This is a genomic window from Psychromonas sp. MME1, assembly GCF_041080865.1.
Taxonomy (GTDB): Bacteria; Pseudomonadota; Gammaproteobacteria; order Enterobacterales; family Psychromonadaceae; genus Psychromonas.
The window spans coordinates 2,336,797-2,363,464 of the sequence record NZ_CP160906.1 but is presented as its reverse complement, the minus strand read 5'-3'; the positions used below and the strand labels follow the sequence as shown (position 1 = coordinate 2,363,464).

At 39.6% G+C, this 26,668-nt stretch carries 28 protein-coding genes, 1 pseudogene and 1 riboswitch; of the genes and pseudogenes, 12 read left to right on the top strand and 17 right to left on the bottom strand.

All coding sequences use genetic code 11. The features are described from left to right. Positions 1–9: 9 nt before the first annotated feature. The 4 genes from AB2N10_RS10825 to rpsU all read right to left on the bottom strand — a co-directional run bounded on the left by AB2N10_RS10825 (position 10) and on the right by rpsU (position 2,554). The gene (locus AB2N10_RS10825; RefSeq protein WP_369434671.1) at positions 10–840 is read right to left on the bottom strand and encodes a hypothetical protein; all 831 of its coding nucleotides are present in this window, start codon (positions 838–840) and stop codon (positions 10–12) included. Continuing rightward, positions 783–1,760, bottom strand: a complete 978-nt coding sequence (dnaG, locus tag AB2N10_RS10820) for a DNA primase (RefSeq protein ID WP_369433832.1) — start codon at positions 1,758–1,760, stop codon at positions 783–785. The genes AB2N10_RS10825 and dnaG overlap by 58 nt, the downstream gene beginning before the upstream one ends. Positions 1,761–1,873: 113 nt before the next feature. After that, complete coding sequence (locus AB2N10_RS10815; protein ID WP_354623595.1) at positions 1,874–2,317, bottom strand: GatB/YqeY domain-containing protein; 444 nt, start codon at positions 2,315–2,317, stop codon at positions 1,874–1,876. Positions 2,318–2,338: 21 nt separating this feature from the next. Then, positions 2,339–2,554 carry a 30S ribosomal protein S21 gene (gene rpsU, locus AB2N10_RS10810; protein ID WP_011768738.1) on the bottom strand — a complete coding sequence of 72 codons (216 nt, stop codon included), beginning with the start codon at positions 2,552–2,554 and terminating at the stop codon, positions 2,339–2,341. Between the two features lie 254 nt (positions 2,555–2,808). Here rpsU and tsaD point away from each other — a divergent pair, with 254 nt between their 5' ends. The 4 genes and pseudogenes from tsaD to AB2N10_RS10790 all read left to right on the top strand — a co-directional run bounded on the left by tsaD (position 2,809) and on the right by AB2N10_RS10790 (position 7,464). Then, entirely contained in the window at positions 2,809–3,828 is a 1,020-nt protein-coding gene (gene tsaD / locus AB2N10_RS10805; RefSeq protein WP_354623594.1) for a tRNA (adenosine(37)-N6)-threonylcarbamoyltransferase complex transferase subunit TsaD, read from the top strand. Positions 3,829–4,110: 282 nt separating this feature from the next. Beyond that, the gene (locus AB2N10_RS10800) at positions 4,111–5,283 is read left to right on the top strand and encodes a phosphoglycerate kinase (RefSeq protein WP_354623593.1); all 1,173 of its coding nucleotides are present in this window, start codon (positions 4,111–4,113) and stop codon (positions 5,281–5,283) included. A gap of 124 nt (positions 5,284–5,407) precedes the next feature. Continuing rightward, positions 5,408–6,483: pseudogene (gene fbaA / locus AB2N10_RS10795) on the top strand (class II fructose-bisphosphate aldolase). A 288-nt stretch (positions 6,484–6,771) separates the two neighbouring features. Next, positions 6,772–7,464, top strand: coding sequence for an SIMPL domain-containing protein (locus AB2N10_RS10790; RefSeq protein ID WP_354623591.1), 693 nt, complete (start codon positions 6,772–6,774; stop codon positions 7,462–7,464). A 25-nt stretch (positions 7,465–7,489) separates the two neighbouring features. Here AB2N10_RS10790 and AB2N10_RS10785 read toward each other — a convergent pair whose 3' ends face one another. The 4 genes from AB2N10_RS10785 to AB2N10_RS10770 form a co-directional block, all read right to left on the bottom strand. Continuing rightward, positions 7,490–8,305, bottom strand: coding sequence for an S-adenosylmethionine decarboxylase (locus AB2N10_RS10785; RefSeq protein ID WP_369433831.1), 816 nt, complete (start codon positions 8,303–8,305; stop codon positions 7,490–7,492). Between the two features lie 5 nt (positions 8,306–8,310). Beyond that, positions 8,311–8,988: a potassium channel family protein gene (locus AB2N10_RS10780; RefSeq protein ID WP_354623588.1), complete on the bottom strand. Its 678-nt coding sequence runs from the start codon at positions 8,986–8,988 to the stop codon at positions 8,311–8,313. A gap of 219 nt (positions 8,989–9,207) precedes the next feature. Beyond that, positions 9,208–9,849, bottom strand: coding sequence for a cAMP-activated global transcriptional regulator CRP (crp, locus tag AB2N10_RS10775; protein ID WP_354623675.1), 642 nt, complete (start codon positions 9,847–9,849; stop codon positions 9,208–9,210). A 242-nt stretch (positions 9,850–10,091) separates the two neighbouring features. Further along, positions 10,092–10,316 (bottom strand): YheU family protein, encoded by a 225-nt coding sequence (locus AB2N10_RS10770; protein WP_354623587.1) that lies wholly within the window; start codon positions 10,314–10,316, stop codon positions 10,092–10,094. A gap of 46 nt (positions 10,317–10,362) precedes the next feature. On the opposite strand from AB2N10_RS10770, the gene can reads away from it, so the two are divergent. Further along, positions 10,363–10,992 carry a carbonate dehydratase gene (gene can / locus AB2N10_RS10765; protein ID WP_354623585.1) on the top strand — a complete coding sequence of 210 codons (630 nt, stop codon included), beginning with the start codon at positions 10,363–10,365 and terminating at the stop codon, positions 10,990–10,992. 30 nt (positions 10,993–11,022) lie between these two features. Then, a complete protein-coding gene (locus tag AB2N10_RS10760) occupies positions 11,023–11,256 on the top strand; it encodes a c-type cytochrome (protein ID WP_354623584.1) in 234 nt (77 codons plus the stop codon). A gap of 152 nt (positions 11,257–11,408) precedes the next feature. Here AB2N10_RS10760 and AB2N10_RS10755 read toward each other — a convergent pair whose 3' ends face one another. The 5 genes from AB2N10_RS10755 to AB2N10_RS10735 form a co-directional block, all read right to left on the bottom strand. Next, positions 11,409–12,014, bottom strand: a complete 606-nt coding sequence (locus AB2N10_RS10755) for a peroxiredoxin C (RefSeq protein WP_354623674.1) — start codon at positions 12,012–12,014, stop codon at positions 11,409–11,411. A gap of 141 nt (positions 12,015–12,155) precedes the next feature. Next, positions 12,156–12,998: a 1,4-dihydroxy-2-naphthoyl-CoA synthase gene (menB, locus tag AB2N10_RS10750; RefSeq protein WP_354623583.1), complete on the bottom strand. Its 843-nt coding sequence runs from the start codon at positions 12,996–12,998 to the stop codon at positions 12,156–12,158. Positions 12,999–13,057: 59 nt separating this feature from the next. Continuing rightward, the gene (gene menH, locus AB2N10_RS10745; protein WP_354623582.1) at positions 13,058–13,855 is read right to left on the bottom strand and encodes a 2-succinyl-6-hydroxy-2,4-cyclohexadiene-1-carboxylate synthase; all 798 of its coding nucleotides are present in this window, start codon (positions 13,853–13,855) and stop codon (positions 13,058–13,060) included. Next, entirely contained in the window at positions 13,839–15,581 is a 1,743-nt protein-coding gene (gene menD, locus AB2N10_RS10740; RefSeq protein ID WP_354623581.1) for a 2-succinyl-5-enolpyruvyl-6-hydroxy-3-cyclohexene-1-carboxylic-acid synthase, read from the bottom strand. Before menD ends, menH begins: the two co-directional genes overlap by 17 nt. Positions 15,582–15,591: 10 nt before the next feature. Beyond that, positions 15,592–16,869 (bottom strand): isochorismate synthase, encoded by a 1,278-nt coding sequence (locus tag AB2N10_RS10735; RefSeq protein WP_354623580.1) that lies wholly within the window; start codon positions 16,867–16,869, stop codon positions 15,592–15,594. 122 nt (positions 16,870–16,991) lie between these two features. Here AB2N10_RS10735 and menA point away from each other — a divergent pair, with 122 nt between their 5' ends. Further along, positions 16,992–17,915 (top strand): 1,4-dihydroxy-2-naphthoate octaprenyltransferase, encoded by a 924-nt coding sequence (gene menA / locus AB2N10_RS10730; protein WP_369433830.1) that lies wholly within the window; start codon positions 16,992–16,994, stop codon positions 17,913–17,915. Between the two features lie 230 nt (positions 17,916–18,145). Beyond that, positions 18,146–20,245, top strand: a complete 2,100-nt coding sequence (gene fusA / locus AB2N10_RS10725) for an elongation factor G (RefSeq protein ID WP_354623578.1) — start codon at positions 18,146–18,148, stop codon at positions 20,243–20,245. A gap of 64 nt (positions 20,246–20,309) precedes the next feature. Here fusA and AB2N10_RS10720 read toward each other — a convergent pair whose 3' ends face one another. Both AB2N10_RS10720 and AB2N10_RS10715 read right to left on the bottom strand, forming a co-directional pair. Further along, positions 20,310–21,152 (bottom strand): MBL fold metallo-hydrolase, encoded by an 843-nt coding sequence (locus tag AB2N10_RS10720; protein ID WP_354623577.1) that lies wholly within the window; start codon positions 21,150–21,152, stop codon positions 20,310–20,312. Continuing rightward, entirely contained in the window at positions 21,145–21,639 is a 495-nt protein-coding gene (locus AB2N10_RS10715) for a hotdog domain-containing protein (RefSeq protein ID WP_354623576.1), read from the bottom strand. Before AB2N10_RS10715 ends, AB2N10_RS10720 begins: the two co-directional genes overlap by 8 nt. A gap of 92 nt (positions 21,640–21,731) precedes the next feature. Between AB2N10_RS10715 and nqrM the strand changes: the two genes are divergently transcribed. Continuing rightward, positions 21,732–21,920: a (Na+)-NQR maturation NqrM gene (gene nqrM, locus AB2N10_RS10710; protein WP_354623574.1), complete on the top strand. Its 189-nt coding sequence runs from the start codon at positions 21,732–21,734 to the stop codon at positions 21,918–21,920. Here nqrM and AB2N10_RS10705 read toward each other — a convergent pair. After that, positions 21,917–22,384 carry a NifB/NifX family molybdenum-iron cluster-binding protein gene (locus tag AB2N10_RS10705; protein ID WP_354623573.1) on the bottom strand — a complete coding sequence of 156 codons (468 nt, stop codon included), beginning with the start codon at positions 22,382–22,384 and terminating at the stop codon, positions 21,917–21,919. The two genes, nqrM and AB2N10_RS10705, sit on opposite strands and share 4 nt — an antisense overlap. 128 nt (positions 22,385–22,512) lie before the next feature. Beyond that, positions 22,513–22,803 (bottom strand): DUF134 domain-containing protein, encoded by a 291-nt coding sequence (locus AB2N10_RS10700; RefSeq protein WP_354623572.1) that lies wholly within the window; start codon positions 22,801–22,803, stop codon positions 22,513–22,515. A 195-nt stretch (positions 22,804–22,998) separates the two neighbouring features. Here AB2N10_RS10700 and dmeF point away from each other — a divergent pair, with 195 nt between their 5' ends. The 3 genes from dmeF to thiC all read left to right on the top strand — a co-directional run bounded on the left by dmeF (position 22,999) and on the right by thiC (position 26,666). Further along, positions 22,999–23,976 (top strand): CDF family Co(II)/Ni(II) efflux transporter DmeF, encoded by a 978-nt coding sequence (dmeF, locus tag AB2N10_RS10695; RefSeq protein WP_354623571.1) that lies wholly within the window; start codon positions 22,999–23,001, stop codon positions 23,974–23,976. After that, positions 23,977–24,396: a MarR family transcriptional regulator gene (locus AB2N10_RS10690; protein WP_354623570.1), complete on the top strand. Its 420-nt coding sequence runs from the start codon at positions 23,977–23,979 to the stop codon at positions 24,394–24,396. A gap of 55 nt (positions 24,397–24,451) precedes the next feature. Further along, positions 24,452–24,603, top strand: a riboswitch (TPP riboswitch). Positions 24,604–24,689: 86 nt separating this feature from the next. Continuing rightward, a complete protein-coding gene (gene thiC, locus AB2N10_RS10685; protein WP_354623569.1) occupies positions 24,690–26,666 on the top strand; it encodes a phosphomethylpyrimidine synthase ThiC in 1,977 nt (658 codons plus the stop codon). Positions 26,667–26,668 lie beyond the last annotated feature (2 nt).

Below are 26,668 nucleotides of genomic sequence, written 5' to 3'. Positions count from 1 at the left end.
CCAGTTTCATTAATGTTGTTTTTGCTCTACAAGCAGTGCTGCAAGCTGTTGTGTTTCTTCACTGGTTAATGCATTGCCTGTTCTAGCTTTTTGTTTTAAATATTCAATTTTATACTGAAGATGAAGATTCAGAAAGTTCTCTAATGTGTCTAAGAAAAATGCTTCGTAATTATCGTCATCAATGTTATTTTCCCATATAGCTAGGGTCTGTAGTTGTTTGTATTCAGGCGCATCACGCCAATGTTCGAGTAACTGACCTGTGGTTATATTGGGGCTGTTACGACAAATTTCAAGTAATGAATTTAATAATGGTAATCCAGGTAAATTCATTTCTTGAAATTCAGGAAACAGAGGTAAATCAAATGCGACATTAGGGTGCTGTAATAATACAGAGATAGCTAAACGCATCGGTGTCGCTTTTTGTTTTATTTTATTTTTATTTTGCTCTTGTGACCTGGGTAGTAATTTTTTTAACCCTTCTTTTTCAATACCGAGTAGATTAATGAGCTTTTCATCCATCATTTGCCTAAAGACGCTCTCTGGTAATTGCTCTAGCAGCGGAATGGCAAGCTGAGCCAGCTTTGATTTGCTGTCTGATGTGCTCATATCCACTTTGCTTAATAATTGTTGAAAAAGAAAATCAGAAAGCGGAAGAGCTTCAGCGATTAACTGTTCAAAGGCTTGCTTACCTTGCTTTTGAATTAAACTATCAGGATCTTCTCCATCAGGTAGAAACATAAAGCGCAGTGTTCGGCCATCTTGTATATAGGGTAGGGCATTTTCTAATGCCCGCCAAGCAGCATTTCTGCCCGCTTTATCTCCATCGAAGCAACAAATAATTTCGCTGCTGTGACGAAAAAGAGTTTGAATATGGTCACTACTCGTACTAGTTCCAGTGATGCAACGGCATAATTAATCGCAAATTGCTCTAGTGCAACGACATCCATATAGCCTTCAACAACCAATATACGTTGAATCTCTTTATGGGTTTGCTTTACTTGATATAAGCCATAAAGTTCTTTACCCTTGTGAAAAATGGGTGTTTCAGGTGAATTTAAGTACTTTGGTTCTTGGTTATCTAAAACGCGGCCACCAAATCCTATCACTCGTCCTCGGCGGTCATGTATTGGAAACATTAAGCGATCACGAAAGCGGTCATAACTGCCTGTTTTATCTTTCGCAATAAGCATGCCGATATCAATGAGTTGCTTTTCTAATTGCGCAGTTAAAGCAAAACGTTTACGTAATTCATCCCAACCATCCGGGGCGTAACCAATTTTAAAGTATTTAACGGTTTCACCGGATAATCCTCTACCCTTTAGATAGTTAATCACTTTTTCACTGTTTTTGTGACTGCGCAGCTGCTGTTGATAAAAAATGGTGATCTCGGCCATCAATTGGTATAGATCTTTGCGATCAACATAATTATTGACCACTGTTTTGCCATTGCCAATATCTTCACGAGGTACTTCAATGGACAGTTGTTCAGCTAAGGTTTCTACTGCATCGACAAATTCAATGCCATCATATTCCATGACAAAGCTCAGTGCGTTACCACTGGCACCACAATTAAAGCAGTGATAAAACTGTTTATCTGCACTAACGGAAAAGGAGGAGTCGTTATTACCGTTATGGAAAGGGCAGCGAGCGCGGTAGTCTTTGCCTTTCTTTTTTAATTTTACACGGCTATCAATGAGGTCAACAATATCGGTACGTGCGATAAGGTCATCAATAAATTGTCGAGGAATACGTCCTGCCATGTATTAAACCATTAAATTAAGTTGTTTATTAATAGGGGGTAAGTTTAGTGGTAAAACAAAAAAGCCCCAAGCTTACGAATAAACTCAGGGCTATTATTTAACAAGCATCAGAATTAAGCTAAGCCAGCTCTCACAAGCGAGCTTACTTCACCCATATCTGCTCGTCCTTGAATATCTTCTTTGAGTAGCCCCATTACCTTACCCATATCTTGCATGCCAGTTGCACCAGAGGTCGCAATAGCCTGCTTGATTAAGTCTTTGACTTCATCGGAAGTTAGTGGTTGTGGGAGAAACTCTTGCAATATTGCAAGTTCTGCTTTTTCAATATCAGCAAGATCAACGCGATTCGCATTTTCAAACTGAGCAATTGAATCTTTACGCTGTTTTACTGATTTAATGACAATAGCCATAACTTCATCATTATTTAGTTCAACTTGCGTATCAATTTCAACTTGTTTGATTGCTGCTTGCAACATACGGATAGTGCCTAAACGTGCCTTATCCTTCGCTCGCATCGCGAGTATTTGTTGCTCTTTTAATCTTGCTTTTAAAGACATCAGAAACCTTTAACTAAGAAATTAGTACAGGCGAACGCGACGTGCGTTTTCACGAGAAAGTTTTTTCAAGTGACGTTTAACAGCAGCAGCTTTAGCACGTTTACGAACTGTAGTTGGTTTCTCAAAGAATTCACGTTTACGAGTTTCTGCTAAGATACCTGCTTTTTCACAAGAACGTTTAAAACGACGAAGTGCTACGTCAAATGGTTCGTTTTCACGAAGTTTAATTACTGGCATGTGCCTATTACCTTTATGGTTACGGTCGTATATTGACCAGTGCTTTTAAAATGGTGCGAGATTTTAATCTTATTTGCTATAAAATGTAAAGGATTACTGTATTAAATATAGTTAAAAAAAGATAAAGGGGGAATTGTATTATTAGAAAAAGGCATTTATGCATTGAAAATGACGCTCTCTATTAAAAAAAAAGTTACTCGTGATAATTTTGCGGTAAACTAAGCTGTTATTTTATTCATTAGAGGCTTGGCGATATGCGTATTTTAGGCATTGAAACTTCATGTGATGAGACGGGCATCGCAATTTATGATGATCAGTTAGGATTATTGTCACATCAATTATATAGCCAAGTAGCATTACATGCTGACTATGGCGGTGTTGTTCCTGAGCTTGCATCGCGCGACCATGTTCGTAAAACGATTCCGCTGATTAAGGAAGCGCTCGCTAATGCCGATTGTAGTAAAGATGATATTGATGGTATTGCTTATACAGTGGGCCCTGGATTAGTTGGCGCCTTGTTAGTTGGCACTTGTATTGGGCGAAGTTTAGCCTATGCATGGAATAAACCAGCTATTGCCGTGCATCATATGGAGGGCCATTTATTAGCTCCGATGCTCGAAGATAATCGTCCAGAATTTCCTTTTTTGGCTCTCCTTATTTCTGGTGGACATACCCTACTAGTACAGGTCGATGATATTGGTGAATATACGGTACTCGGAGAAAGCATTGACGATGCAGCAGGTGAGGCCTTTGATAAAACAGCCAAATTACTTGGTTTGGATTATCCGGGCGGACCTCGTTTGGCGAAAATGGCTGAAAACGGTGTTGCAGGGCGCTTTCACTTTCCAAGACCAATGACTACCAAACCTGGGCTTGATTTTAGTTTCAGTGGATTAAAAACGTTTGCCGCCAATACCATTGCCGAAGAGGGCAGTGATCCGCAAACGCAGGCGGATATTGCATTGGCATTCCAAGATGCCGTGATTGATACTGTTGCCATAAAATGTAAACGCGCCCTAAAGCAGACGGGGCTAAAGCGATTAGTTGTGGCCGGTGGTGTCAGTGCCAATAAGTCATTACGTGAACAATTGGCTGTGATGATGAAGTCGTTACAAGGGGAGGTTTTTTATCCACGTAATGAATTTTGTACAGATAATGGTGCAATGATAGCCTATGCGGGCATGCAACGTCTCAAGGCTGGCCATTTACAGGATTTAAAAATAAAAACCAAACCCCGATGGCCTTTAGAAGAGTTACAAAGTATTAAAAGTTAATGTTATCTTTTGTAGGAAAAGGTTGGGAATGTTGTTATTTTTTAGTGATTTTGAAATAAAGTTACAGAAAATGATATAAATCAAACCCTAACCCCCTATTAAGAAGGTAAATTACAGGGCATTGTGATCGATGTAACAAAAAGAATCGTCTATAATGCTACGAGTAATTTCAAGACAACGGAAGAATGTTGTACTAAAACGAGTTCGATAGCAAAATCTGGATCGTTATTCAGGTATAAAATATCAGTTTGTTAGTTTTAAAATTAAATAAGAGGACACATCATGTCAGTAAAAAAAATGGTAGATCAGGATCTAGCTGGTAAACGCGTATTTATTCGTCAAGATCTTAATGTGCCAATTAAAGAGGGTAAAGTGACATCGGATGCACGTATCCGTGCGTCTATCCCAACAATCAAACTAGCCTTAGAAAAAGGCGCTAAAGTGATGATCACTTCTCACTTAGGTCGCCCTGTTGAAGGCGGTACTGCTGAAGAAAATGCAGCTGCAACTTTACAGCCTGTTGTTGATTACCTAAACGAAGCGCTAGATGTGCCTGTTCGTTTAGCAACTGATTACTTGAACGGTGTTGAAGTAAATGCGGGTGAAGTTGTTGTACTTGAAAACGTGCGCTTTAATAAAGGCGAGAAAAAAGACGATGAAGTACTTGCTAAGCAACTGGCAGCACTTTGTGATGTTTATGTAATGGATGCATTTGGTACGGCTCACCGTGCGCAAGCATCAACTCATGGTATCGCTAAATTTGCACCTATCGCTTGTGCTGGTCCCTTATTGGCGGCTGAGCTGGAAGCATTAGGTAAAGCGATGGATAAACCTGCGCGTCCTCTAGTGGCTATCGTTGGTGGTTCTAAAGTATCAACTAAACTAACTGTACTTGAATCTTTATCGAAAATTGCCGATCAACTTGTTGTTGGTGGCGGTATTGCAAATACATTTATTGCAGCGCAAGGGCACAATGTTGGTAAATCATTGTACGAAGCAGATTTAGTTGAAACAGCTAAAGAATTAATGGTTTCTTGTGCAATTCCAGTAGCAACAGATGTTGCCTGTGCAAAAGCATTCGATGAAAACGCAGAAGCTGAAATAAAAAATGTTGAAGACGTTCAAGATGACGATATGATTTTCGACTTAGGCCCTAAATCAACTGCTGCGCTTGCTGAAATCCTTAAAGGTGCAAAAACAATTCTTTGGAATGGCCCTGTTGGCGTATTTGAATTCAAAAATTTCGAAGCGGGTACAGCTGGGATATCTAAAGCGATTGCAGAGTCTTCTGCGTTTTCTGTTGCCGGTGGTGGTGATACGTTAGCGGCTATCGATAAATTCGATATTGCTGCTGATGTTTCTTACATCTCTACAGGTGGTGGCGCATTCCTTGAGTTTGTTGAAGGTAAAATATTACCAGCAGTGGCAATGTTAGAGTCACGTGCAAACGATTAATATACTATACAAAGCGAGATAAGATCTCGCTTTTTTATTGCGTGTTTTTTGTCACATAATTGTGTATAATATCACGCGAAATTAAACCGTATTTAATTTAACTAAAATAGATAGGATATATCTCATGACTAAGATTTTAGACGTTGTAAAACCTGGTGTTATCACTGGTGATGATGTTCAGAAAGTATTTGCAGTTGCAAAAGAAAACAAATTTGCACTTCCAGCGGTAAACGTTGTTGGTTCTGATTCAATCAACGCAGTACTTGAAGCAGCAGCTAAAGTTAAAGCGCCTGTTGTTGTTCAATTCTCTAACGGCGGTGCTGCATTTAACGCAGGTAAAGGTCTTAAACTTGAAGGTCAAGAAGCGGCAATTCTTGGTGCTGTTTCAGGTGCTAAGCACGTTCACGCAATGGCTGAAGCTTATGGTGTACCTGTTATTCTTCATACTGACCACGCAGCTAAAAAATTGCTTCCTTGGATTGACGGGCTACTAACTGCATCTGAAGAGCACTTTGCTGCAACTGGTAAACCTCTTTTCTCTTCACACATGATCATCTTTCTGAAGAGTCTTTAGAAGAGAACATCGAAATCTGTTCTAAATACCTAGCACGTATGGCTAAAATGGGTATGACATTAGAGATCGAATTAGGTTGTACTGGTGGTGAAGAAGACGGTGTTGATAACTCAGGTATGGATGAGTCTCTACTTTATACTCAACCTTCTGAAGTTGATTACGCGTACACTGAACTTTCTAAAGTTAGCCCTAACTTCACAATCGCAGCTTCTTTCGGTAACGTACACGGTGTATACAAGCCTGGTAACGTTAAGTTAACACCAACTATTCTACGTGATTCTCAAGCTTATGTTTCTGAAAAACACGGTCTTCCAGCGAATACATTAAACTTCGTATTCCACGGTGGTTCTGGTTCATCTGAAGCTGAAATCCAAGAGTCTATCGGTTACGGTGTTATCAAAATGAACATCGATACAGATACACAGTGGGCATGTTGGGATGGTATCCGTGGTTACGAAGCTAAAAACCACGATTTCTTACAAGGTCAAATCGGTAACCCAACGGGTGAAGATGCACCGAATAAAAAATACTATGATCCACGTGTATGGTTACGTGCAGGTCAAGAGTCTATGGTTGCGCGTCTTGAAAAAGCGTTTGCAGACCTTAACGCTATCGACGTTTTATAATTTAACGAGCCGACATTATCGTTGGCTTTATTAAAATATAACAGACTATTAATAGAGCCAGCCTAGTTTATCTAGTTGCTGGCTTTTTTTGTTACGTTTTATACCAATTCCGATAAATAGCGGATCTATTTTACTGGTTAAAACAACTTACTGCTGCGTTGTAATTTTCGCAAAGGGAATAACCATTTACGTCAAATTACGCCTTGAATTAAGCTGTTTTTCCTGCGCAAAATCTAGATCACATACTCACCGGAATTGGTATTACCATGAGAAAATGAGAGGCTTATTATGCGAGTGATTAATTACTGTATTGTTTTGTTAACCTTTATTGTATCCACTTCAACTTCCGCTGAGGCATTGCCTAATCAGCCTTCTATATCAGTGACTGGTATTGCTTCCTTGGCTGTTATGCCTGATCAAGTGACTATTAAGTTTCGCGCCCAAGCGCTAGAAAAAGATGCCAAAGAAGCAAAAATGAAGGTTGATTCACAAGTTGAGGCTTTGTTGGCTAATTTAAAAGCAGCTGGATTTGATACGGCGCTTTTACAAAGGGCTGATCTATATAGTGGTGAAGAGTATCAATATGACGATAGGAAACGTACCTTAGTCGGAATACGCGCAATACGTGATTTAAGTTATCTGTTAACGAACATCGATGGGTTAAATCGCTTTTTAGATACGGTTTTATCGTCTCAAATAGAGTCAATCAATGCATTGGAATATAGTTTAGCTTCACCGGAGCAATGGCGAGCAAAGATTAGACAAATGGCCATAGAGGATTCATTGATGAAAGCGGAGGTGTTAGCTACCGCCTACGGAGCTAAATTGGGTCAGATCTATTCGATTAATTATCAGAATAATTATGTGCAGCCGATGATGATGATGAAAAGTATGCAAGATGAGCAAGCTGAAGCAACTTACCAGTCGAAAAAAATGACCTTAACGGACAGGGTACAGGCGGTATTTTTATTGAATCCTTAACTATTTCTTCACACCAGGGAAGGGGTTAGTGGGGATGTAAACTTATCTGTAACGCACTTTGCTCTGTTGAGTTAAAACACATTAAATGACTCTGTTGTGGTTTGAATAGTTTTACAATATGCGCCATCAGTGCCTTGCTGTTAGCGTTGTTAAAACTGGTTTCCACACTTAGATAGCTACTTAACTTTTCAGGAGTAAGGTGAATAGTTAAGTAGTCATTTGCGCAGACCGCATTTAATGAATAGCCCTTAGGTTCAAAGGTAAATTGATCAATGATAAGGTCGTCGAAAAAGCAATTAATGGAGAGATAACTCTCCATCTCTGCCGTTGAAAGTAAACCGGATTGCGCCTTTTCCGTTAACTCACCTGTTAAGTTATGACACATTAAGATTTGTTTGTAATCGGAGTTAGGCTCTTTATTTGTAAAATAGAATAGATCGCCTCGATAATCGCCTCGCCAGTGCTGAGTGATACCATTAAGATCTGCCGTTAAAAGTTGACTATCTTGTTCAAAACTACTTTTTTGTCGATTTGGCTGTATCGCTTGGTGGCGGTGAAATAGTAATGAAATAATATTCTTTTTGGGGATTTTTTTTTGGAAATATTGTGCCGCTTTCACTAAATGCGTGTTACCGCAGGTGATGAGCAAAATTTTATTATGCCAAACAAATAGGCTCGATTCTGATAATAAATAGGCACTAATATGTTTATTTTTAATTTGTGAAAGGATATTGGTATTCGCTTCACTGACCATCTCTATCCAAAATGACTCTGAATATTCTAGTAGGTTATGCCCAGTTATAATTATTTCTAAACGTTTTTCTCTCCCTTCATAAAACATACGGTCTAGCTTTTACGCTGCATTGCTGCACCCACTAAACTAGAAACGAAGATTGCCATGTAAAAGACACCCACAATGGCTTCCATATAGGTTAAGAAACGTGCAGTGGGAGAGAGCGGTAATATATCGCCGAAGCCTAATGTGGTTAAGGTAACAAAGCTATAATAGATGATCCCTGAGAAATTACCTGGCCATGTATCTTGCGGTAGACCGGAGAATGAGTTAGGCATTAATTCAATGGTGATTGAGTAGAGTAGCAGCCAAATAATGCCTAACAATAAAAAAATACAAATTGAGCCCGCTAAACTATTCCCTGTTATTTTATCGCTGGAAAACAGTACTTGTTGTATAGCTAATTTTATCTGCATGGAAAAAAATATTAACATTAAAACAAGTTGTGTAATAGCGAGGTCGGCTTCCCTAAAGTTTGTGATTAGCGTTGTCATTACGATAATCGTGATAATTAACCCGATTGCCGATTTAAACGCGATGCCGCTGGAACGTAAACCGAAAATGGATATGGACATAGAGGTGATGGTTAATAGGGTAAATAATTCATGAATAAATAGAGAATCAAGAAAAAATTGTTCAATGCAGGCATTAGAGAAAAGTAAAAGTATCAGGCTGATTAGCATGTAATAGAAATTATCTTCCCTAGAAATAGGTTTTATTATTTTTCTCATGAGTAAGCCTAAATAAGTATGGTCGTGTTTGTTGATTATATTAAATTATAACGGTTGTGGCAGTTTAGATAAATATTGTTAGTACTTTATCTTTATGAAAGCGTTAGTTTTGTGCTGTGAAAGTAAATAATCACTCATAACTTATGCGGATTGTTATTAAAGGATATAAAAAAACCGCTATATTAAGCGGTTTTTGTTGCTTGGTCTGCGCACTTTTAATTAGCGGGTGCCAAATACCACAATGGTTTTACCGTGGGCTGAAATTAAGCCTTGGTCTTCGAGCATTTTTAAGATTCGACCAACCGTTTCACGCGAGCAACCAACAATTTGACCAATTTCTTGGCGTGTGATTTTAATTTGCATGCCATCAGGGTGAGTCATGGCATCGGGTTGTTTAGCAAGGTCAAGTAAAGTATTCGCGATACGTCCAGTTACATCTAAGAAAGCGAGGTTGCCAACTTTTTGGCTCGTGATCTGTAGACGATTAGCCATTTGACGAGATAAACGCATTAAAATTTCTGGGTTTACGGTGATCAGCTGAGTGAATTTTTTGTAGGATATCTCTGCAACTTCACAAGATGTTTTCGCTTTTACAGAAGCACTACGAATCGGGTTTTCTTCTTTATCAAATAAGCCTAATTCGCCAATGAAATCACCTTGGTTTAGATATGATAAAATCATCTCTTTACCGTCTTCATCCTTGATCACAACGGCTACCGAACCCTTTACAATAAAATAAAGAGTGTCTGCTTTTTCTCCAGCATGTATAAGCATACTTTTTGCTGAATATTTATGTGTGTGGCAGTGTGATAAAAACCACTCTAATGTTGGGTCTGCTTGAGGTTTGGTAATGATCATAATATTCCTTTAATTAGGTATTGACTAGCTAATGAGCTATCTCTTGTTATTATTTATGACGTGGCACTAACCAAGAGATTGTATCTCTTTTTAGATGCGTCCGATAACACTTATCGGCTTTTGTCACTGCAGAAATTAGATCTTCATCAACAAACTTATCTTTTTACAAAGGCTTTTCTTGAAAATGAACTAATAGATTTAGTGAAAAAAGCTTGTGAATATAATCCGTTATTTTTTAATATTAATCATTGTTGTTTTTTTAAATCATCCTTATCGATTAAGGTGACACTATTCGACAATTGCGAATAGAGTATTACAATACAACCTTGTTTTAGCTGTTGCAAGATTGAATGCTTCTTTTCGATGAGAGAAATTTCGAACTCACCATAGTCTGTCCCTTCTCGTAAAATAAAAGATTCAATTAAATTATCTAATGCCTCTGAACTTAGTTCTTGATATGGTATAAGCATAAATATCCTGCTAACTTATTATAATTAAATTATATAGAGAAGAATTATGAGCTTATTAAGTGATCTATTAAAGCAAAATGAAGAATGGGCTGCAAAAATAAATGAAGAAGACCCAACGTTTTTTTCACAGTTAGCGAATCAACAATCCCCAGATTATTTATGGATCGGTTGCTCGGATAGTCGAGTTCCCGCGAATCAACTATTAGATTTGATGCCGGGCGATATTTTTGTCCACCGTAATATTGCCAACTTAGTGATACATACTGATTTAAGTTGTATGTCAGTGATTCAATATGCCGTTGATGTATTAAAAGTAAAACATATTATTGTTACGGGCCATTACGATTGTGGTGGGATCAAAGCCGCAATGCAAAAGCAGTCCTATGATTTAATCGATGGCTGGTTACGTAATATTAAAGATATTTATGTTAAACATAGTGATCAGTTATCGGCTGAAATGAGTGATGAACAACGGTTGGATTTATTGACCGAGCTGAATGTTATCGAACAGGCAAAAAATGTCTGTCATACCACCTGTGTGCAAGAAGCTTGGGCAAGGGGGCAGGAATTAGTTGTGCATGGTCTAGTTTATTCCGTGAAAGATGGCCGTTTAAAGGATCTTGAAATGAACTTTGACAATCTGGATAAAATTAACGCGTTGTACCACATTCGTTAATTTTTGTTAAAAATAGAGAAAGGAGCTCGAATGAAAAAACGATTACTTGCATCAATAATGTTGCTTTCACCCATGCTTTGCGTTGCTGCTGACGCTGAGTTGGGGAAAGCGAAATCAGCTATTTGTGCTGCTTGTCATGGTGCTGATGGCATCTCTGCGGTGCCGATTTATCCTAATTTAAAGGGGCAACAAGAGGCTTATCTTGTATCTGCTTTAAAGGCCTATAAATCGGGTCAACGTCAGGGGGGATGTCTGCGATTATGAAACCACAAGCTGATATGCTCTCAGATGAAGATATGGCAAATATAGCGGCTTATTATTCATCATTAAAGTAAAGCTGGGCAATGATTCGCAGCATACAAAAAAGGCCTCATAGCATGAGGCCTTTTTTAGCTAAATAAAACAATAGATAACCATTATAGGTCGTCGTTATGATCCGCTAAGTATTTAGCCACACCTTCTGGAGAAGCTTCCATACCAGCTTTGTCTTTTGCCCATTGTGCCGGGCAAACTTCGCCATGCTCTTCGTGGAATTGTAATGCATCAACCATACGTAACATTTCATCAATATTACGTCCAAGTGGTAGATCATTAACCACCTGATGACGAACAATACCGTTTTTATCGATTAAGAAAGAACCACGTAGTGCAACGCCTGCATCGGCTAATTCAACATCGTATGCTTGGCATATTTCATGTTTAACATCTGCAACGAGTGGGTACTGAACAGCACCAATACCGCCATCATTGATAGCCGTGTTACGCCATGCATTATGTGTAAATTGAGAATCAATTGAGATACCGATAACTTCAACGCCACGTGCTTGAAATTCACCAAAACGTTTATCGAAAGCGATTAGCTCTGAAGGACATACAAATGTAAAATCAAGAGGATAGAAGAATATAACAACTTCTTTACCCTGTGCGAAAGCTTTTAAGTTAAAGCTATCTACAATTTCGCCGTTACCTAATACTGCTGCCGCTGTAAAATCAGGAGCTGATTTGCCTACTAATACCATGATATTTCCCTCTGTTGATTAAGTAATATGTTTATGTTTTATAGCATGCGTGAAAAATCACTAATAATCGAATCGTTTATTTCAATTAAATTGATAGCTTAAGGCTATTGAAATTTGATTAAATTAGCCACTTTCTTTTAATGCTTATGGATTACGTTGGAACTTGGTAAAGTCAGGTTTACGCTTTTCATTAAAGGCATTTCGACCTTCTTGCCCTTCTTCACTCATATAGAATAGCATAGTTGCATTACCTGCAAGTTCTTGTAGTCCAGCTTGCCCATCACAATCTGCATTGAGTGCTGCCTTTAAACAGCGTAATGCCATTGGGCTATTTTGCAAGATTTCGCGGCACCATTTTATCGTCTCTTTTTCTAAATCGGCGAGTGTCACGACGGTATTGACTAAGCCCATATCAAGAGCCTCTTTGGCATCATACATACGACATAAAAACCAAATTTCGCGTGCTTTTTTCTGTCCGACGATACGTGCCATATAGCTAGCGCCCCAGCCACCGTCAAAAGAACCAACTTTGGGGCCAGTTTGCCCAAATTTTGCGTTATCCGCTGCGATAGTTAAATCACACATCATATGTAAAACATGGCCACCACCGACGGCATACCCTGCTACCATGGCAATAACTGGTTTTGGACAAGTGCGGATTTGACGTTGGAAATCAAGTACATTTAGATGATGCCCACCAGTCTCATCGCGATAACCTGAGTCACCGCGCACGCTTTGATCGCCACCGGAGCAAAAGGCAAGGTCGCCCTGTCCTGTTAATATAATCACGCCAATTTTTTCATCGTAGCGAGCATCGCTGAGCGCTTGCATCATTTCATTGACTGTTTGTGGACGAAAAGCATTACGGACCTGTGGGCGATTAATGGTGATTTTAGCAATCCCCTCGGCTTTATGGTAAAGAATATCGGTAAAGTTTAAGCCACTATCTTGCCAGGTTATCGGTGCATAAAAATCTTGTTCAGGCATCATTTTCTCTTATTATCTGTTAGCTGTGGAAAGTAAGGGTGAATATTATTCGTTATTAGTTATTTATGTATATTATCTATTATAAATTGGGCGTATTGTCGCGGTTGCTGTTGATGAATATTATGACCGACACCGTTGAACTCAATAATATTAACACAGTTAAAGGAAGTTAATTGTTTCGCAAGTGCGATGAATTTTTTATCTTCACTACCCACGCAATAGTCGATAGGTAATGGCGATGTAGTTTGACTATTGTTTTGCAGGTAATCCCAGCTATGGTCTTGCTTTGCTAAGCTTGTCGAAAGCAGCATGCCCGCTAAACAGACGCCATAGTTTTGGCTCCGTTTATTTATGATGTCGTCTTTTTGCTGCGGAGATAGGTTATCGAATAGACTCTGTTCATACCACTCATATAAACTTTGCTCTATATGCTGCGTGGCAAAGCGCTTTGCCCAACTTTTATCGTGTTGATAGCGGACTTTTTTTTCAGCTTCAGAGTGTAAGCCTATATGCGAGGATTCCAAAATAAGGCGCTGTAAGTTAGCATCTTTTTGAGTGCGCGCGTAATCTAGTGCAATACGTCCACCAAGGGAGTAGCCGACGAGAGTAAATGTCGTCACTTGTAATTCTTGTAAACATTTTTTGATTAAACGATGGCAATGTGCAAAACCATTTTCGATGGGGGCATTTGTGGCGATAGAGTGGCCATGACCAGGTAAGTCTATGCAAATGCAATAAAATCGCTCCTTAAGCTGAGTAATGGTTTCATTCCAATCATCACTATTACCTAAAAAACCATGTAAGAAAACCAAGGTAGGGTTACTTCGTTGACCATCTACTCTATAAAAAAGTGGCATATTTAAGCTGCTCTTTGAGTTGTTCAAGTTGTTTGCTAGTTTGCTCGTTTTTTACACAAATCTCAATTAAAGATGCTCTATTCTTTACTGCTTTTTGATAACAGAGTTGGAATTCTTGCAAATGTGCTGGTTGATAATAATCGATAGAGAATTGTTTACAGGTGTCTGCAAAGGTTAAACCATGGGGAAGTTGATAAAACCTTTGTTTATGTTGTTCGGGTACGGGTAAAAGATTAAATATAGCACCGCCATCATTATTGATAACAACAATGATAAAAGGCGAGTGTAACTGTTTTAACAGTGCTAATGAATTCAAATCATAGAGAAACGAAGTATCACCCAGTAATAGTGTGGTTGTACACCCATGATTTTTCGCAACACCGACAGCTGTTGCGACTAAACCATCGATACCGCTTGCTCCGCGATTAGTGAATATATCAATTTCATCGTGGCTCATAAACATATCGGCAATACGGATTGGCAGGCTATTACCAATAAAGAGCGAATTATTTTTGCCGATCAGTTTACCGAGTTGATGGGTAATATTTATTTCGCAAAAAACAGAGGAGTTAAGCAATGGTGATATATGGTTTTCTGTTATTTGTAGATCATATTCTATTAAATTAGTCAGCCAGTTGACGTTACTTGCAGTTAACGCGCTCTGCTGATTAATCCATTCGCTGCTTGTGCAGTTAAATCGTTGTTGCAGTTGATGATGAGGATCGATGCACTGGTTACCCTCTTGAATTAGCCAATATTCGCCCGTGAATTGTGTAATAAACTCCCCTAATCGTTTGCTGACTATTTGATCGCCAAATTGAATGATGATATCAGCTTCTGCTAACTTTGTTGTAAAGCTTGGATTGAGCAAGAGTAGGTCATAATAGGTAATCTGTTGATTATGCTTTGCAAGTGACGATTGAATGTCGGCAAACAAGGGGTAATGATTAAGCTTGGCAAACTGAGCAATTTGTAATGCTTGTTCTTTATTGGTCAAACGTCCTGTAATAATCAGTACTTTTTTGCCTGAACGGTGTTCTCTCGTGTCGAGCCTATCGCTAACGTTATCTTGCATATAAGAGGTAAAGGGGATTGAGTTTGTTAACCAACGTTGTAAAGGGGCTAAATAATCTTGATAATTAATCAGCTCTTCGCGCGGATAAAGGGGCTCTGAAAATGCAATATTAAAGTGAATGGGGGCTGGGCTACTCTGTTGTTTGGCGAGGCCTTGATTAATGGTTGTTAATAGGTAACAGGGCGTTATCTCTAATGTCGCCATGGGCAGTTGTTTAAAAAATATCGGGTAATTGGCAAAAATAGCATACTGGTCAATGGCTTGATTTGCGCCGCAATCGAGCAAATGTGGCGGCCTGTCAGCGGAAAGAATGATTAAAGGGTGCTGACTTTGTCTCGCTTCAATCACCGCCGGATAGAGGTTGGCAACGGCAGTACCTGATGTCGTGATAATTACAACTGGTTTGTTAGTGGCTTGACTGATCCCTAATGCGAGGAAGCCGAGTCCTCGCTCATCAAAATGGAGATGTGTGTTGACATCGCTACGGGTCGCAACGGCAAGAGTAAGTGGTGTTGAACGAGAGCCGGGTGCAATACAAAAATCACGAATACCATTACGGACCAACTCCTCAATAAAAAGAGTTGCCCATAGTTGATTAATATTGGCAAAGTGCGTTGGAAATGAATTGTTTTGGTGACAAGGAGTCTGCATCGCGTTCTACTTATTGTTGTGACGATAAAATAGTTAATATAGTATGAATTTTATTATCGAGCTCCTGCCATTCTTGTTGTGCGATAGAGCCCGTGACAATCCCCGCACCTGCAAAGAGTTTAATTTTGTTATCTTTTACTAAGGCACTACGAATTGCGACACTAAAATCACTTTTCTGTGCGCTCAAATAACCGACGGCCCCTGCATACCAACCACGTATATAGGGTTCATTGTCGTTAATGAATTGTAGGGCGGGATGTTTTGGTGAACCGCCAACCGCGGGGGTGGGGTGCAACTTATGGAGTAGACTTGCATCATTGGTGTTAGCTGCGAGGGTTGCCTTAATAGGGACACACAAATGCTGTACATTCTGTAGTTGCATCACCCGAGCATCATCACAGCAGACCGTCGCTTTAAGTTGTTTGAGATTGGCAATTATAAATTCTTGTACCAAATAGTTTTCACGGTCGATTTTTTTATCCGTTAACAGGCTTTGTAATAAAAATTGATCTTCTTTTTCATTACGACCACGGTTGATAGTACCTGCTAACGCTTCCGTATTAAGTTGATTACCATTACGGCAAAAAAGCCGTTCCGGTGAGCAGCCAATAAAGGCATGTTTTTGTGAAAATTGAAAAGAAAAATGAAAACTCGCTTTATTGGCCTTTTGCCATTCAGCTAATAAATCAACATGGTTAATTTTTTTTGCACAGATTATTTCCGTCTGCCGCGATAGCACTACCTTGGGGAGTAATGCTTTGTATTCAATAGCCAGTTCGACTAAATCAGCCCATTGTTGTTGATTGGGCCGCTCCGTACGAGACAATATGGTGCTGTGATTTTTACTTAAGGGGGCGATAGTCTGTAATTGTGTAACTAATGCATCGGTGCTGTGAATGCCATTCTGCCCATTAAAGTGACAGGTTAATGTTACTTTATCTGCGTATTGTTTAAATTCCAATGCCGGGCGAATGAAACGAACCGCTGGAAAATCAGGCCACTGTTCCCCTTGTTGTTGAAAGGCTAAACCGCCAAAATAGCAAGCTTGTGGATCTGTTACGTTGGGCACGCAATAATGCTCTTCGATTTGTCCTAAACAGACAATCGTTTGTTGTTGATTTCTATCTTGCCAATAGATACTCGGGTAAATGGGTGATGGGGCTAATGTTTGACCTTTTAAAAATGCGAGTAAATCGAACAGAGGTAATGAAATCACTAAATTGTCACAGGGTGTCTCTCCATGTTGCTTAGCGAAAAGGTGTAATTGCTGTTTAATAAAACTAATCATGTTTGTTAGGTTGTGTTCCGTGACAAGATGCGTTGATGATAACAGTTTGCTATTGTAGATTCAGGTTTGTTAATGTAGCGCGATTAAATGCTTCTGCATAGTTAGAAATTAGGAAAAAGTTAATGAACAAGCTTGTAATTTGGATAAGCGCACTACGGTTACGTACCTTGCCACTGGCAGCGGCTTCTATTATTTTATCGGCAGGCCTTGCTGCCCAAGCGCACATCTTTGATCCCGTTATTTTTACTTTTACATTGATCACCGCCTTGTTATTACAAATTTTATCGAATCTTGCTAACGATTATGGTGATGCAATTAGCGGTGCGGATAATGACTTTCGTGTTGGCCCTACTCGGGCAATGCAAACGGGGGTTATTAGTAAAAAGAGCATGAAACGGGCAATATTGATTACCGTTGTTGTGACTATTTGCAGCGGTGTGAGTCTCTTATTTATTGCCTTAGGTAACGACTTAACCAGTTGGCTGTTGTTTCTTGCATTAGGGGTATTAGCGTTAGCTGCGGCAATTACCTACACCATGGGGAAGTTACCCTACGGATATCGTGCATTAGGGGATCTATCTGTTTTTATTTTTTTTGGTCTGTTAGGTGTGATTGGTAGTTATTACCTTTACGCACATACCTTTCATTATGGCTTACTGCTACCCGCATGCAGTATCGGTATGCTCTCAGCGGCAGTGCTTAATATTAATAATATGCGCGATGTCTTTAATGATAAGGCGGCCAATAAAATAACTCTGGTTGTATTGTGGGGGAGACGAAAGGCATACATATACCATCTTTTTTTACTTTTTACCGGCCAGTTATTGGCATGCCTATATCTATGTACCTTAATTGATGTCGCTGCATGGCAATATCTTTTTTTATTAACATTGATCCCATTTAGTAAAAGTTGTTTACGGTTATCTGTTGCAATTAATGGAGATTGTCGAGATGGCGATATTTTTAATCAAGAATTAAAAAACACAGCGATTAGCAGTTTTGTCTTTGCACTGCTGTTTGCATTGCTCTTAATCCCAGTTTCTTAAATTTTTAATCGCTGCGTTGTTTAGTCCGTTTGTCATTTATCGGTAAGACAACGGAAAAATAGCCGCAAATTTGCTAAAAAAAGGCCTTTTTTTAAAAATCAATCAAAATAATGGTGAAAAAAGAGACAAATTTTATATTTATTCTTAATTCTGTGTTCTGTTTAACTTTAAAAATTGTATAATGCGCCGGGAATATTGGTTTCGATTTTTTACTAAACAGAGTATAAAAAATGACAGATTTAACAAAATACAGAAATATTGGTATTTTCGCGCACGTTGATGCGGGTAAAACCACTACAACAGAGCGTATCCTAAAACTTACTGGTACTATCCATAAAACTGGTGAAGTTCATGATGGCGAATCTACTACTGACTTCATGGAACAAGAAGCTGAGCGCGGTATTACTATCCAATCGGCAGCGGTAAGTTGTTTCTGGAACAACCACCGTTTAAACGTTATCGATACTCCTGGACACGTTGACTTTACAGTAGAAGTTTACCGTTCACTTAAAGTATTAGATGGTGGTATCGGTGTATTCTGTGGTAGCGGTGGTGTTGAACCTCAATCAGAGACTAACTGGCGTTATGCGAATGACTCAGAAGTAGCACGTATTATCTTCGTAAATAAATTAGACCGTATGGGTGCTGATTTCTTCCGTGTTGTTAAGCAAACTGAAACAGTGCTTGCTGCTAACCCATTAGTAATGGTGTTACCAATCGGTATCGAAGATGAATTCTGTGGTGTTGTTGACCTACTTACGCGTAAAGCACACATCTGGGATGAGACAGGTCTTCCTGAAAACTTTGAAATTAAAGATGTGCCTGCTGATATGGTTGACATGGTTGAAGAATACCGTGAAAAACTAATCGAAACTGCCGTAGAGCAAGACGATGACCTAATGGAAGCGTACCTAGAAGAGGGTGTTGAGCCTTCTCTAGAAGAGATCAAACGTTGTATCCGTAAAGGTACACGTACAATGGAATTCTTCCCAACTTACTGTGGTTCTGCGTTTAAAAACAAAGGTATTCAACTTGTTCTTGATGCTGTTGTTGATTACTTACCAAACCCAATGGAAGTTGATCCACAACCGCTTACCGATGAAGAAGGTGCACCAACAGGTCGTGTTGCAACAGTATCTGCTGACGAAACACTGAAAGCTCTAGCATTCAAAATCATGGATGACCGTTTTGGCGCATTGACTTTCGTACGTATCTACTCAGGTAAACTGAAGAAAGGCGATACCATCATGAACGCAGCAACAGGTAAAACTGAGCGTGTTGGTCGTATGGTTGAAATGCAAGCGGATGATCGTAAAGAATTAACTTCAGCACAAGCGGGCGACATTATCGCTATCGTTGGTATGAAGACAAATGTTCAAACAGGTCACACACTATGTGATCCAAAAGATCCAATCATTCTAGAAGCAATGGTATTCCCTGAGCCAGTTATCTCAATTTCTGTTAAACCTAAAGATAAAGGTTCAACTGAGAAAATGGGTATTGCTATCGGTAAAATGGTTGCTGAAGATCCAACATTCCGTGTTGAAACTGATATTGATTCAGGCGAAACGATTCTTTCTGGTATGGGTGAGCTTCACTTAGATATCAAAGTAGATATCTTAAAACGTACTTACGGTGTTGATTTAATCGTAGGTGAGCCTCAGGTTGCTTACCGTGAAACTATCACACAAGCTGTTGAAGACTCATACACGCACAAGAAACAATCTGGTGGTTCTGGTCAATTCGGTAAAATCGATTACCGTATTAGACCTGGAGAGCCTGGTTCTGGTTTTGTATTCAAATCAACAGTTGTTGGCGGTAACGTACCAAAAGAGTTCTTCCCTGCGATCGAGAAAGGTTTCGAAGGCATGATGGCAACGGGTGTACTAGCTGGTTTCCCTGTATTAGATGTTGAAATTGAACTTTACGATGGTGGTTTCCACGCCGTGGATTCATCTGCAGTTGCGTTTGAATTAGCTGCACGTGGCGCATTCCGTCAGTCTATCCCTAAAGCGGGTGCACAACTTCTAGAGCCAATCATGGCGGTAGACGTATTTACGCCTGATGATCACGTTGGTGACGTTATCGGTGACCTTAACCGTCGTCGTGGTATGATCTCTGGTCAAGAAGCGGGTGCAACAGGTGTGCGTATTAAAGCAGACGTGCCACTTTCAGAAATGTTTGGTTACATTGGGTCACTACGTACGATGACTTCAGGCCGTGGTCAGTTCTCTATGGAGTTCAAACACTACATGCCTTGTCCTAACAGCGTTGCTGAAGGCGTAATTGAAAAAGTTAAAGCAGAGAAAGCGGCTGCAGCTAAGAAATAATTTTTCTTAACTAAGTTGTTATCTGTAAGCCCCTGCTATGAAAATAGCAGGGGCTTTTTTATTTTTATTGAATAGATAATGTTAAACCTGCATAACAACTTTTCACCGTACCATTAAATTGACTTTTTAAATATTGGCTAGACTCTACTCCTGTGCAATGTGCGAGATAAAGTTTAGATATGTTTGTTTCGTGCAAGTAATTAATGGTGTTATCTAGTTTGTTTTTGTCCGCATTGTGTAGGTGTAATCCACCCAATAGCGTTGTCGTTTTTTTCTGATGATTATTCTGTTGTATATGCGTTAAGGTATTAATCACACCTGCATGGCAGCAGCCAGATATGACAATGACTTCTGTTGTAGTCTCAATCCATAGGCTTTGATCATCAAGCAGTTTATCCAGCGTCTGTTTAAATGGATCTAAATAAAATGGCGTCTTTTTTCCATTCTCATTATGGATACGCGGTATTTCACCACTAATAAAAAGTTGCTCAGTTATTTGTGTAATGGATTTATTAAAGACTTTTTGCTCAGCGGGAAATTGCTCGATAGCTGCGAGAGTTTCCTCTGTTAATGAAATGACGCGAACTGCTTTGTTAGGATGTATCGAATAGCGTATTTGTAAACAATCAGGGTGTAAATATAAGGTGGTATTGGGATTGTCATGTAATAATTTTTTAATATTACCACCATGATCAAAATGACCGTGGCTGAGAATAATGCCATCGAGATCCGTTAATACAATATTTAATCTATTAGCGTTTTCAAAAAGAGCTTCTCCTTGCCCAGTATCAAACAGAAAACGCTGCTTGTTACTTTCAATTAAGAGTGCAAAGCCATGTTCGGCTATAAATCCTGACTGCGCGATATTATCCGCTAAGATGGTTAGTCTAATGTCTGCTTTACTCATGTTTAGGCTTCGCAAATAATTTGTCCATAAAACGTGCACTACTTTTGACCATTAATTTGTTTTGAACATAAAGTTGTGCCTCAACATTATAGAGGGGGTGGCGTGATGGTAATACTTTAGCGCTAATTAAAACCTGACTATTGGCAGGTACTTCATGTAAATATCGAATCTTTATCTCTGCGGTGACTGCTTCTATACCTTGATTGAAAATAGCTTGGCACATAGCGGCATCAAGCAATGCGGCTAGAAATCCCCCATGCAATATACCGGTGTAACCTTGGTGGTGAAACTCACCCATTGCATGTGACCATACCTTTTGATCTGCGGTGTAGAAAAACGCTAGCTTAAGACCGAGCGGGTTCTGTAAACCACACAACATACAATGTTTATGGCTTGCGTTTTTATTAATAGGCATTAAATCATCGTTTTTTAAATTCGGATAATGTGATTGGAGCATTTTCAATAATCTATTTTTTGATTTACTCACTTTGCTCTCCTTTTGCATACGTTATAGAATAATATTTAGCATATGCTATTAATTGTAAGAAGTAGTATAAAATGTCAACGTTAGGAGAAATTATGGAATTAATTATTACATTCGTTATTTTTTTATTGGTTATTTTAGCCATGGCCATTGGTGTTATATTTAACCGTCAGCAGTTACAAGGGAGTTGTGGTGGATTAGCTACTTTACAAATAGAGCGAAGTTGTGATTGTGAAACTAGCTGTGAACAACATCGCTTATATCAAATCCAAGAACCTAATTAATGGCAGCAGCTATTTTTGATGGCCGATTTAGGGCCATTTTTATGCTTTCTATGGCAACACTTTCCGTGATGATGCTTAGGCTCTTGTGAATCGCCGCAACAATTGGTTTTTTTAGCTCTGTGTGTGAGGGGCTCTCTTCCCTGTTGTGCATCGATCAGTTCTATTAAGCCGTTTGTATTGAATATATCGCTATCAAAATGGCCACTTTCAGCTTGTAATACTTGTATTCCCGCTTGTAACAGTTTAGCCAAACTGCGTTGGCCAATGTTGCGAACGATGACGCGTTGCGTTTGCTCTGTTGTAAGTAGTTTGTGTAGCGCACTTTTACCGCAGCAATCTGCGCCGAAGGCTGGATTTTTCTTGGTTGTTTGGATTGAACCATTTTTGTCTAAGAAAATAAAATGGTCAGCTTTGGTAAAATGGCTAGCAATACGATCATCTTTCATTGGAATGGCTGTTTTCATTGAATTTATTCCTTGTAATAGGTGGTTGAAAATAGCCAATATTATAAATAAACAGATTTATTTAATTGGCATATGCTATATATAGCACTCAAATATAGCATATGCAATAAATAAATGGTTAAGATCAGTTATTCTTTGTCATCATGGGGATGCATGATTAATGCTTTGCCATTGACTAAACAGTCGACTACTTTAGCTCGTGCTTTTTTCACTAAATTAGCGAGAGTTTGTCGTGATATACCCATCACAATGGCGGCTTCTTGTTGTTGTAATCCCTCTAAATCAACTAAGCGTAATGCCTCAAATTCATCTAGTGCTAGGTGTAGCTGCTGTAATTGACTTATCGGGATGCCGTTTGGTTTAAAACAACTATCGGCTGGGGTTCCACAAATATTGCGTGGGATCTTATGACGACCCATGAAATCTCCTTGATAATTTTAGATAAAATAGTGATGTCTCTATTCAATAGCAAAGCTCTCCCGTGAGCAAGCGCTGAAGAGTCATTACGGTTAATTTTATGATTTGCGATTGATAATAAATGGTTGTAATAATAGTTCGCTTTTAATATAGTTTGAAAATCAAATTACATGCAAATCAAACTAAAGAGAAAGCAGATGACGAAGCTAACAGCGGCTCACCGTAAATGGCAGCAGCAACATAATTTTTCAGCGAGCAATAATAGAGGGGAACGTAACACCTGGTATGTGTTCTACTTGACCGTTATTACGATGGTGGCAGAAATTATCGCTGGGAGCATTTACGGTTCAATGGCTCTGTTGGCCGATGGTTGGCATATGGGCACGCATGCCGCTGCATTTTTAATTACTTTGTTTGCCTATGCCTATGCGCGTAATCATAATAATAACCCACAATTCTCCTTTGGTACGGGTAAGGTGAGTGTACTTGGTGGGTTTACCAGTGCGATTGCATTAGGTTTAGTTGCTTTGATTATGGCGGTTGAATCGGCTGTACGACTTTTTAACCCCGAACAAATACATTTCCAAGAAGCTATTTGGGTCGCTGTTATTGGCTTGATAGTCAATGTCGTTAGTGTGTTTTTATTAAAGGATGATCATGCACATGGTCATACTCACACGCACCATTCACATGCAGATAGCCATCATGCTCATCACCATCATGGACAGGATCATAATTTACGCGCGGCTTATTTTCATGTCATGGCGGATGCGTTAACCTCTGTATTAGCGATTGCTGCATTATTGATGGGTAAATACTTTGCTTTAAATAGTTTAGATCCACTGATGGGAATCGTTGGCGCATTAATTATTACCCGTTGGTCATGGGGACTTTTAAAGCAGACAGCGCCGATACTATTGGATAAAAGCATTGAACCTGAGTATCAACGTGCCATTATTAAGGTAATAGAAGAGCATCATGACCATGAAGTTGCTGATATTCATATTTGGTCTGTGAGTGCTGACCACTATGCTGCGGTTATATCCATCGTATCGCACCGACCATTTACTACACAATATTATCAAGAACTACTCAATCAATTTGAGCGCTTGAGTCATCTCACAATTGAAGTGAACCAATGTACTCAAGATGAATGTTTACAAGAGATGAAATAGATGAAAACAATAACCGAAAAATTGAATCACGCTTTTATCGAGTTTTATGAAAAGCTCTCTGCTTGGGAGGCGAATACGGTAAAAGATAATGGTCTCACTTTAACCTTGGTACATGCCGTGGAAATATTAGGGATCTTCGGTGCCATGCCAATGAAAACTTTGGCGAGTAAAGTAGGGGTGACGACGGGAACATTAACGGTGCAAGTGGATAAGCTCGTCGCTGCTGATTTAGTGCGACGCGTTGCCCATGAGAGCGATCGCCGCTCGATCCTAGTCGAACTTAGTGATCAGGGGCATAATCTATTTTTGCAACATGATCAGTTACATCAGAAACTTACTGAAGAGTTAACAGCTGATTTTACGGAAGAAGAGATAGCGCAGTTGATGAATTTATTAACGCGTATTAATAATAAATTTTAATTTACATACAATTAACTAATACGGTTCCACTGCTATAAATTTTCTTCTATACTAGGGGCTCTTGTCGGAGCGCCCTTGGGCTGAGACCACTATACTCGTCATCTTATGTAGGGTATATCTTGATAGTTAGTTTTAATTATCATTAACGTGGAATCCGTGGAACCTGATTAGGTTAGTACCTACGAAGGGAACAAGCATAAAAAATAATGGGTCATTCTCAGTTTTTTACTCTTTCCACAATCTTTCGTCAAGCACTCTTATCAACTTTTATTTATGTTAAGGTAAAGAATGCTATGTCAAACACCGTAAATTCAAATCTAAAAACGTCTAGTCGTAACAACTTATCTCGTCGAGAATCTCGTCAAGCCGCACAGGATTATATTCATAATTTAAATAATGAATCCTATCCAAATTCAGAGAAAATCTATATTGATGGAAAAATCCATCCTATTAAAGTGGCGATGCGACAAATTCTGCAAGCGGATACCTTCGTAGGGGGAAGTGAAGAACAGCCCATTTATGAAAAAAACGAAGCGATTCCCGTTTATGATGCCTCTGGCCCCTATACCGATCCAAACACGGTTATTGATGTTCATAAAGGTCTTGCTAAGTTACGAAAAAGTTGGATTGAAGCACGTGATGATGTTGAAGAACTCGACTCTTTAAGCTCAACATTCGCACAAACGCGCTTAGCCGATGAAAGTTTAGATGAGCTGCGTTTTGCAAACTTGCCAAAACCATTGCGTGCGAAAAAAGGTAAATGTGTTACCCAAATGCATTATGCGCGTCAGGGCATTATAACCCCTGAAATGGAGTATATTGCCATTCGTGAAAATCAAGGACGCGATCGCGTGAAATGTGAGGCGTTACATTTCCAGCATCCTGGATACAGCTTTGGTGCAAATCTACAGGAGGCGATCACCCCTGAATTTGTGCGTCAGGAGGTTGCGGAAGGGCGCGCCATTATTCCTGCCAACATTAACCATCCAGAGTTAGAGCCGATGATTATCGGTCGTAACTTCCTCGTAAAAGTGAATTCCAACATTGGTAACTCATCGGTCACTTCATCCATTGAAGAGGAAGTGGAAAAATTGGTTTGGTCAACGCTTTGGGGCGGTGATACGGTGATGGATTTATCAACGGGGCGTAATATTCATGAAACCCGAGAGTGGATCATGCGTAATGCGCCAGTACCAATTGGTACTGTGCCCATTTATCAAGCGTTGGAAAAGGTCAATGGCATTGCTGAAAACCTCACTTGGGAAGTGTTTCGTGACACCTTAATCGAACAGGCCGAACAGGGGGTTGATTACTTTACCATTCATGCTGGTCTGTTATTACGCTTTGTACCGATGACGGCAAAACGGGTGACTGGGATAGTATCTCGCGGAGGTTCGATCATGGCTAAATGGTGTTTATCGCACCATAAAGAGAATTTTGCCTACCAACATTTCCGTGAAATTTGTGAAATATGCCAGCAATATGACGTGGCACTCTCCCTCGGGGATGGCTTACGTCCCGGATCGATTGCTGATGCCAACGATCAGGCGCAGTTCTCTGAGCTAGAAATATTAGGTGAACTCACCAAAGTGGCGTGGCAATACGATGTTCAGGTGATGATTGAAGGCCCCGGTCATGTCCCCATGCAGATGATCAAAGAGAACATGGATAAACAGCTTAAAGATTGTTTTGCAGCACCATTTTATACGTTAGGGCCATTAACCACGGATATTGCACCGGGATACGATCACATTACATCGGCTATCGGTGCGGCGCAAATTGGTTGGTATGGCTGTGCCATGCTCTGTTATGTCACCCCTAAAGAGCATTTAGGATTACCCAATAAAGATGATGTTAAAGTGGGGCTAGTGACCTATAAATTAGCTGCCCATGCAGCGGATTTAGCGAAGGGGCATCCGGGCGCACAAATTCGTGATAATGCCTTGTCTAAGGCGCGTTTTGAATTCCGCTGGCAGGATCAGTTTAATCTCAGCTTAGATCCTGTTACTTCTCAGGAATACCATGATCAGACATTGCCGAAGGAGTCCGGCAAAGTGGCGCACTTTTGCTCCATGTGTGGGCCAAAATTCTGCTCCATGAAGATAACCCAAGATGTGCGCGATTTTAGCAAAAAGCTAGATGATGGTGAGATCTCCATTCAATTACTTGATCAAACGGTTACCGTTTCAGCGCAACAGGGCATGACAGAAAAAGCCAAGGAGTTTGCTGACTCAGGGGCTGAAATATATCAGATAAGGTTTAATGAGTAAGG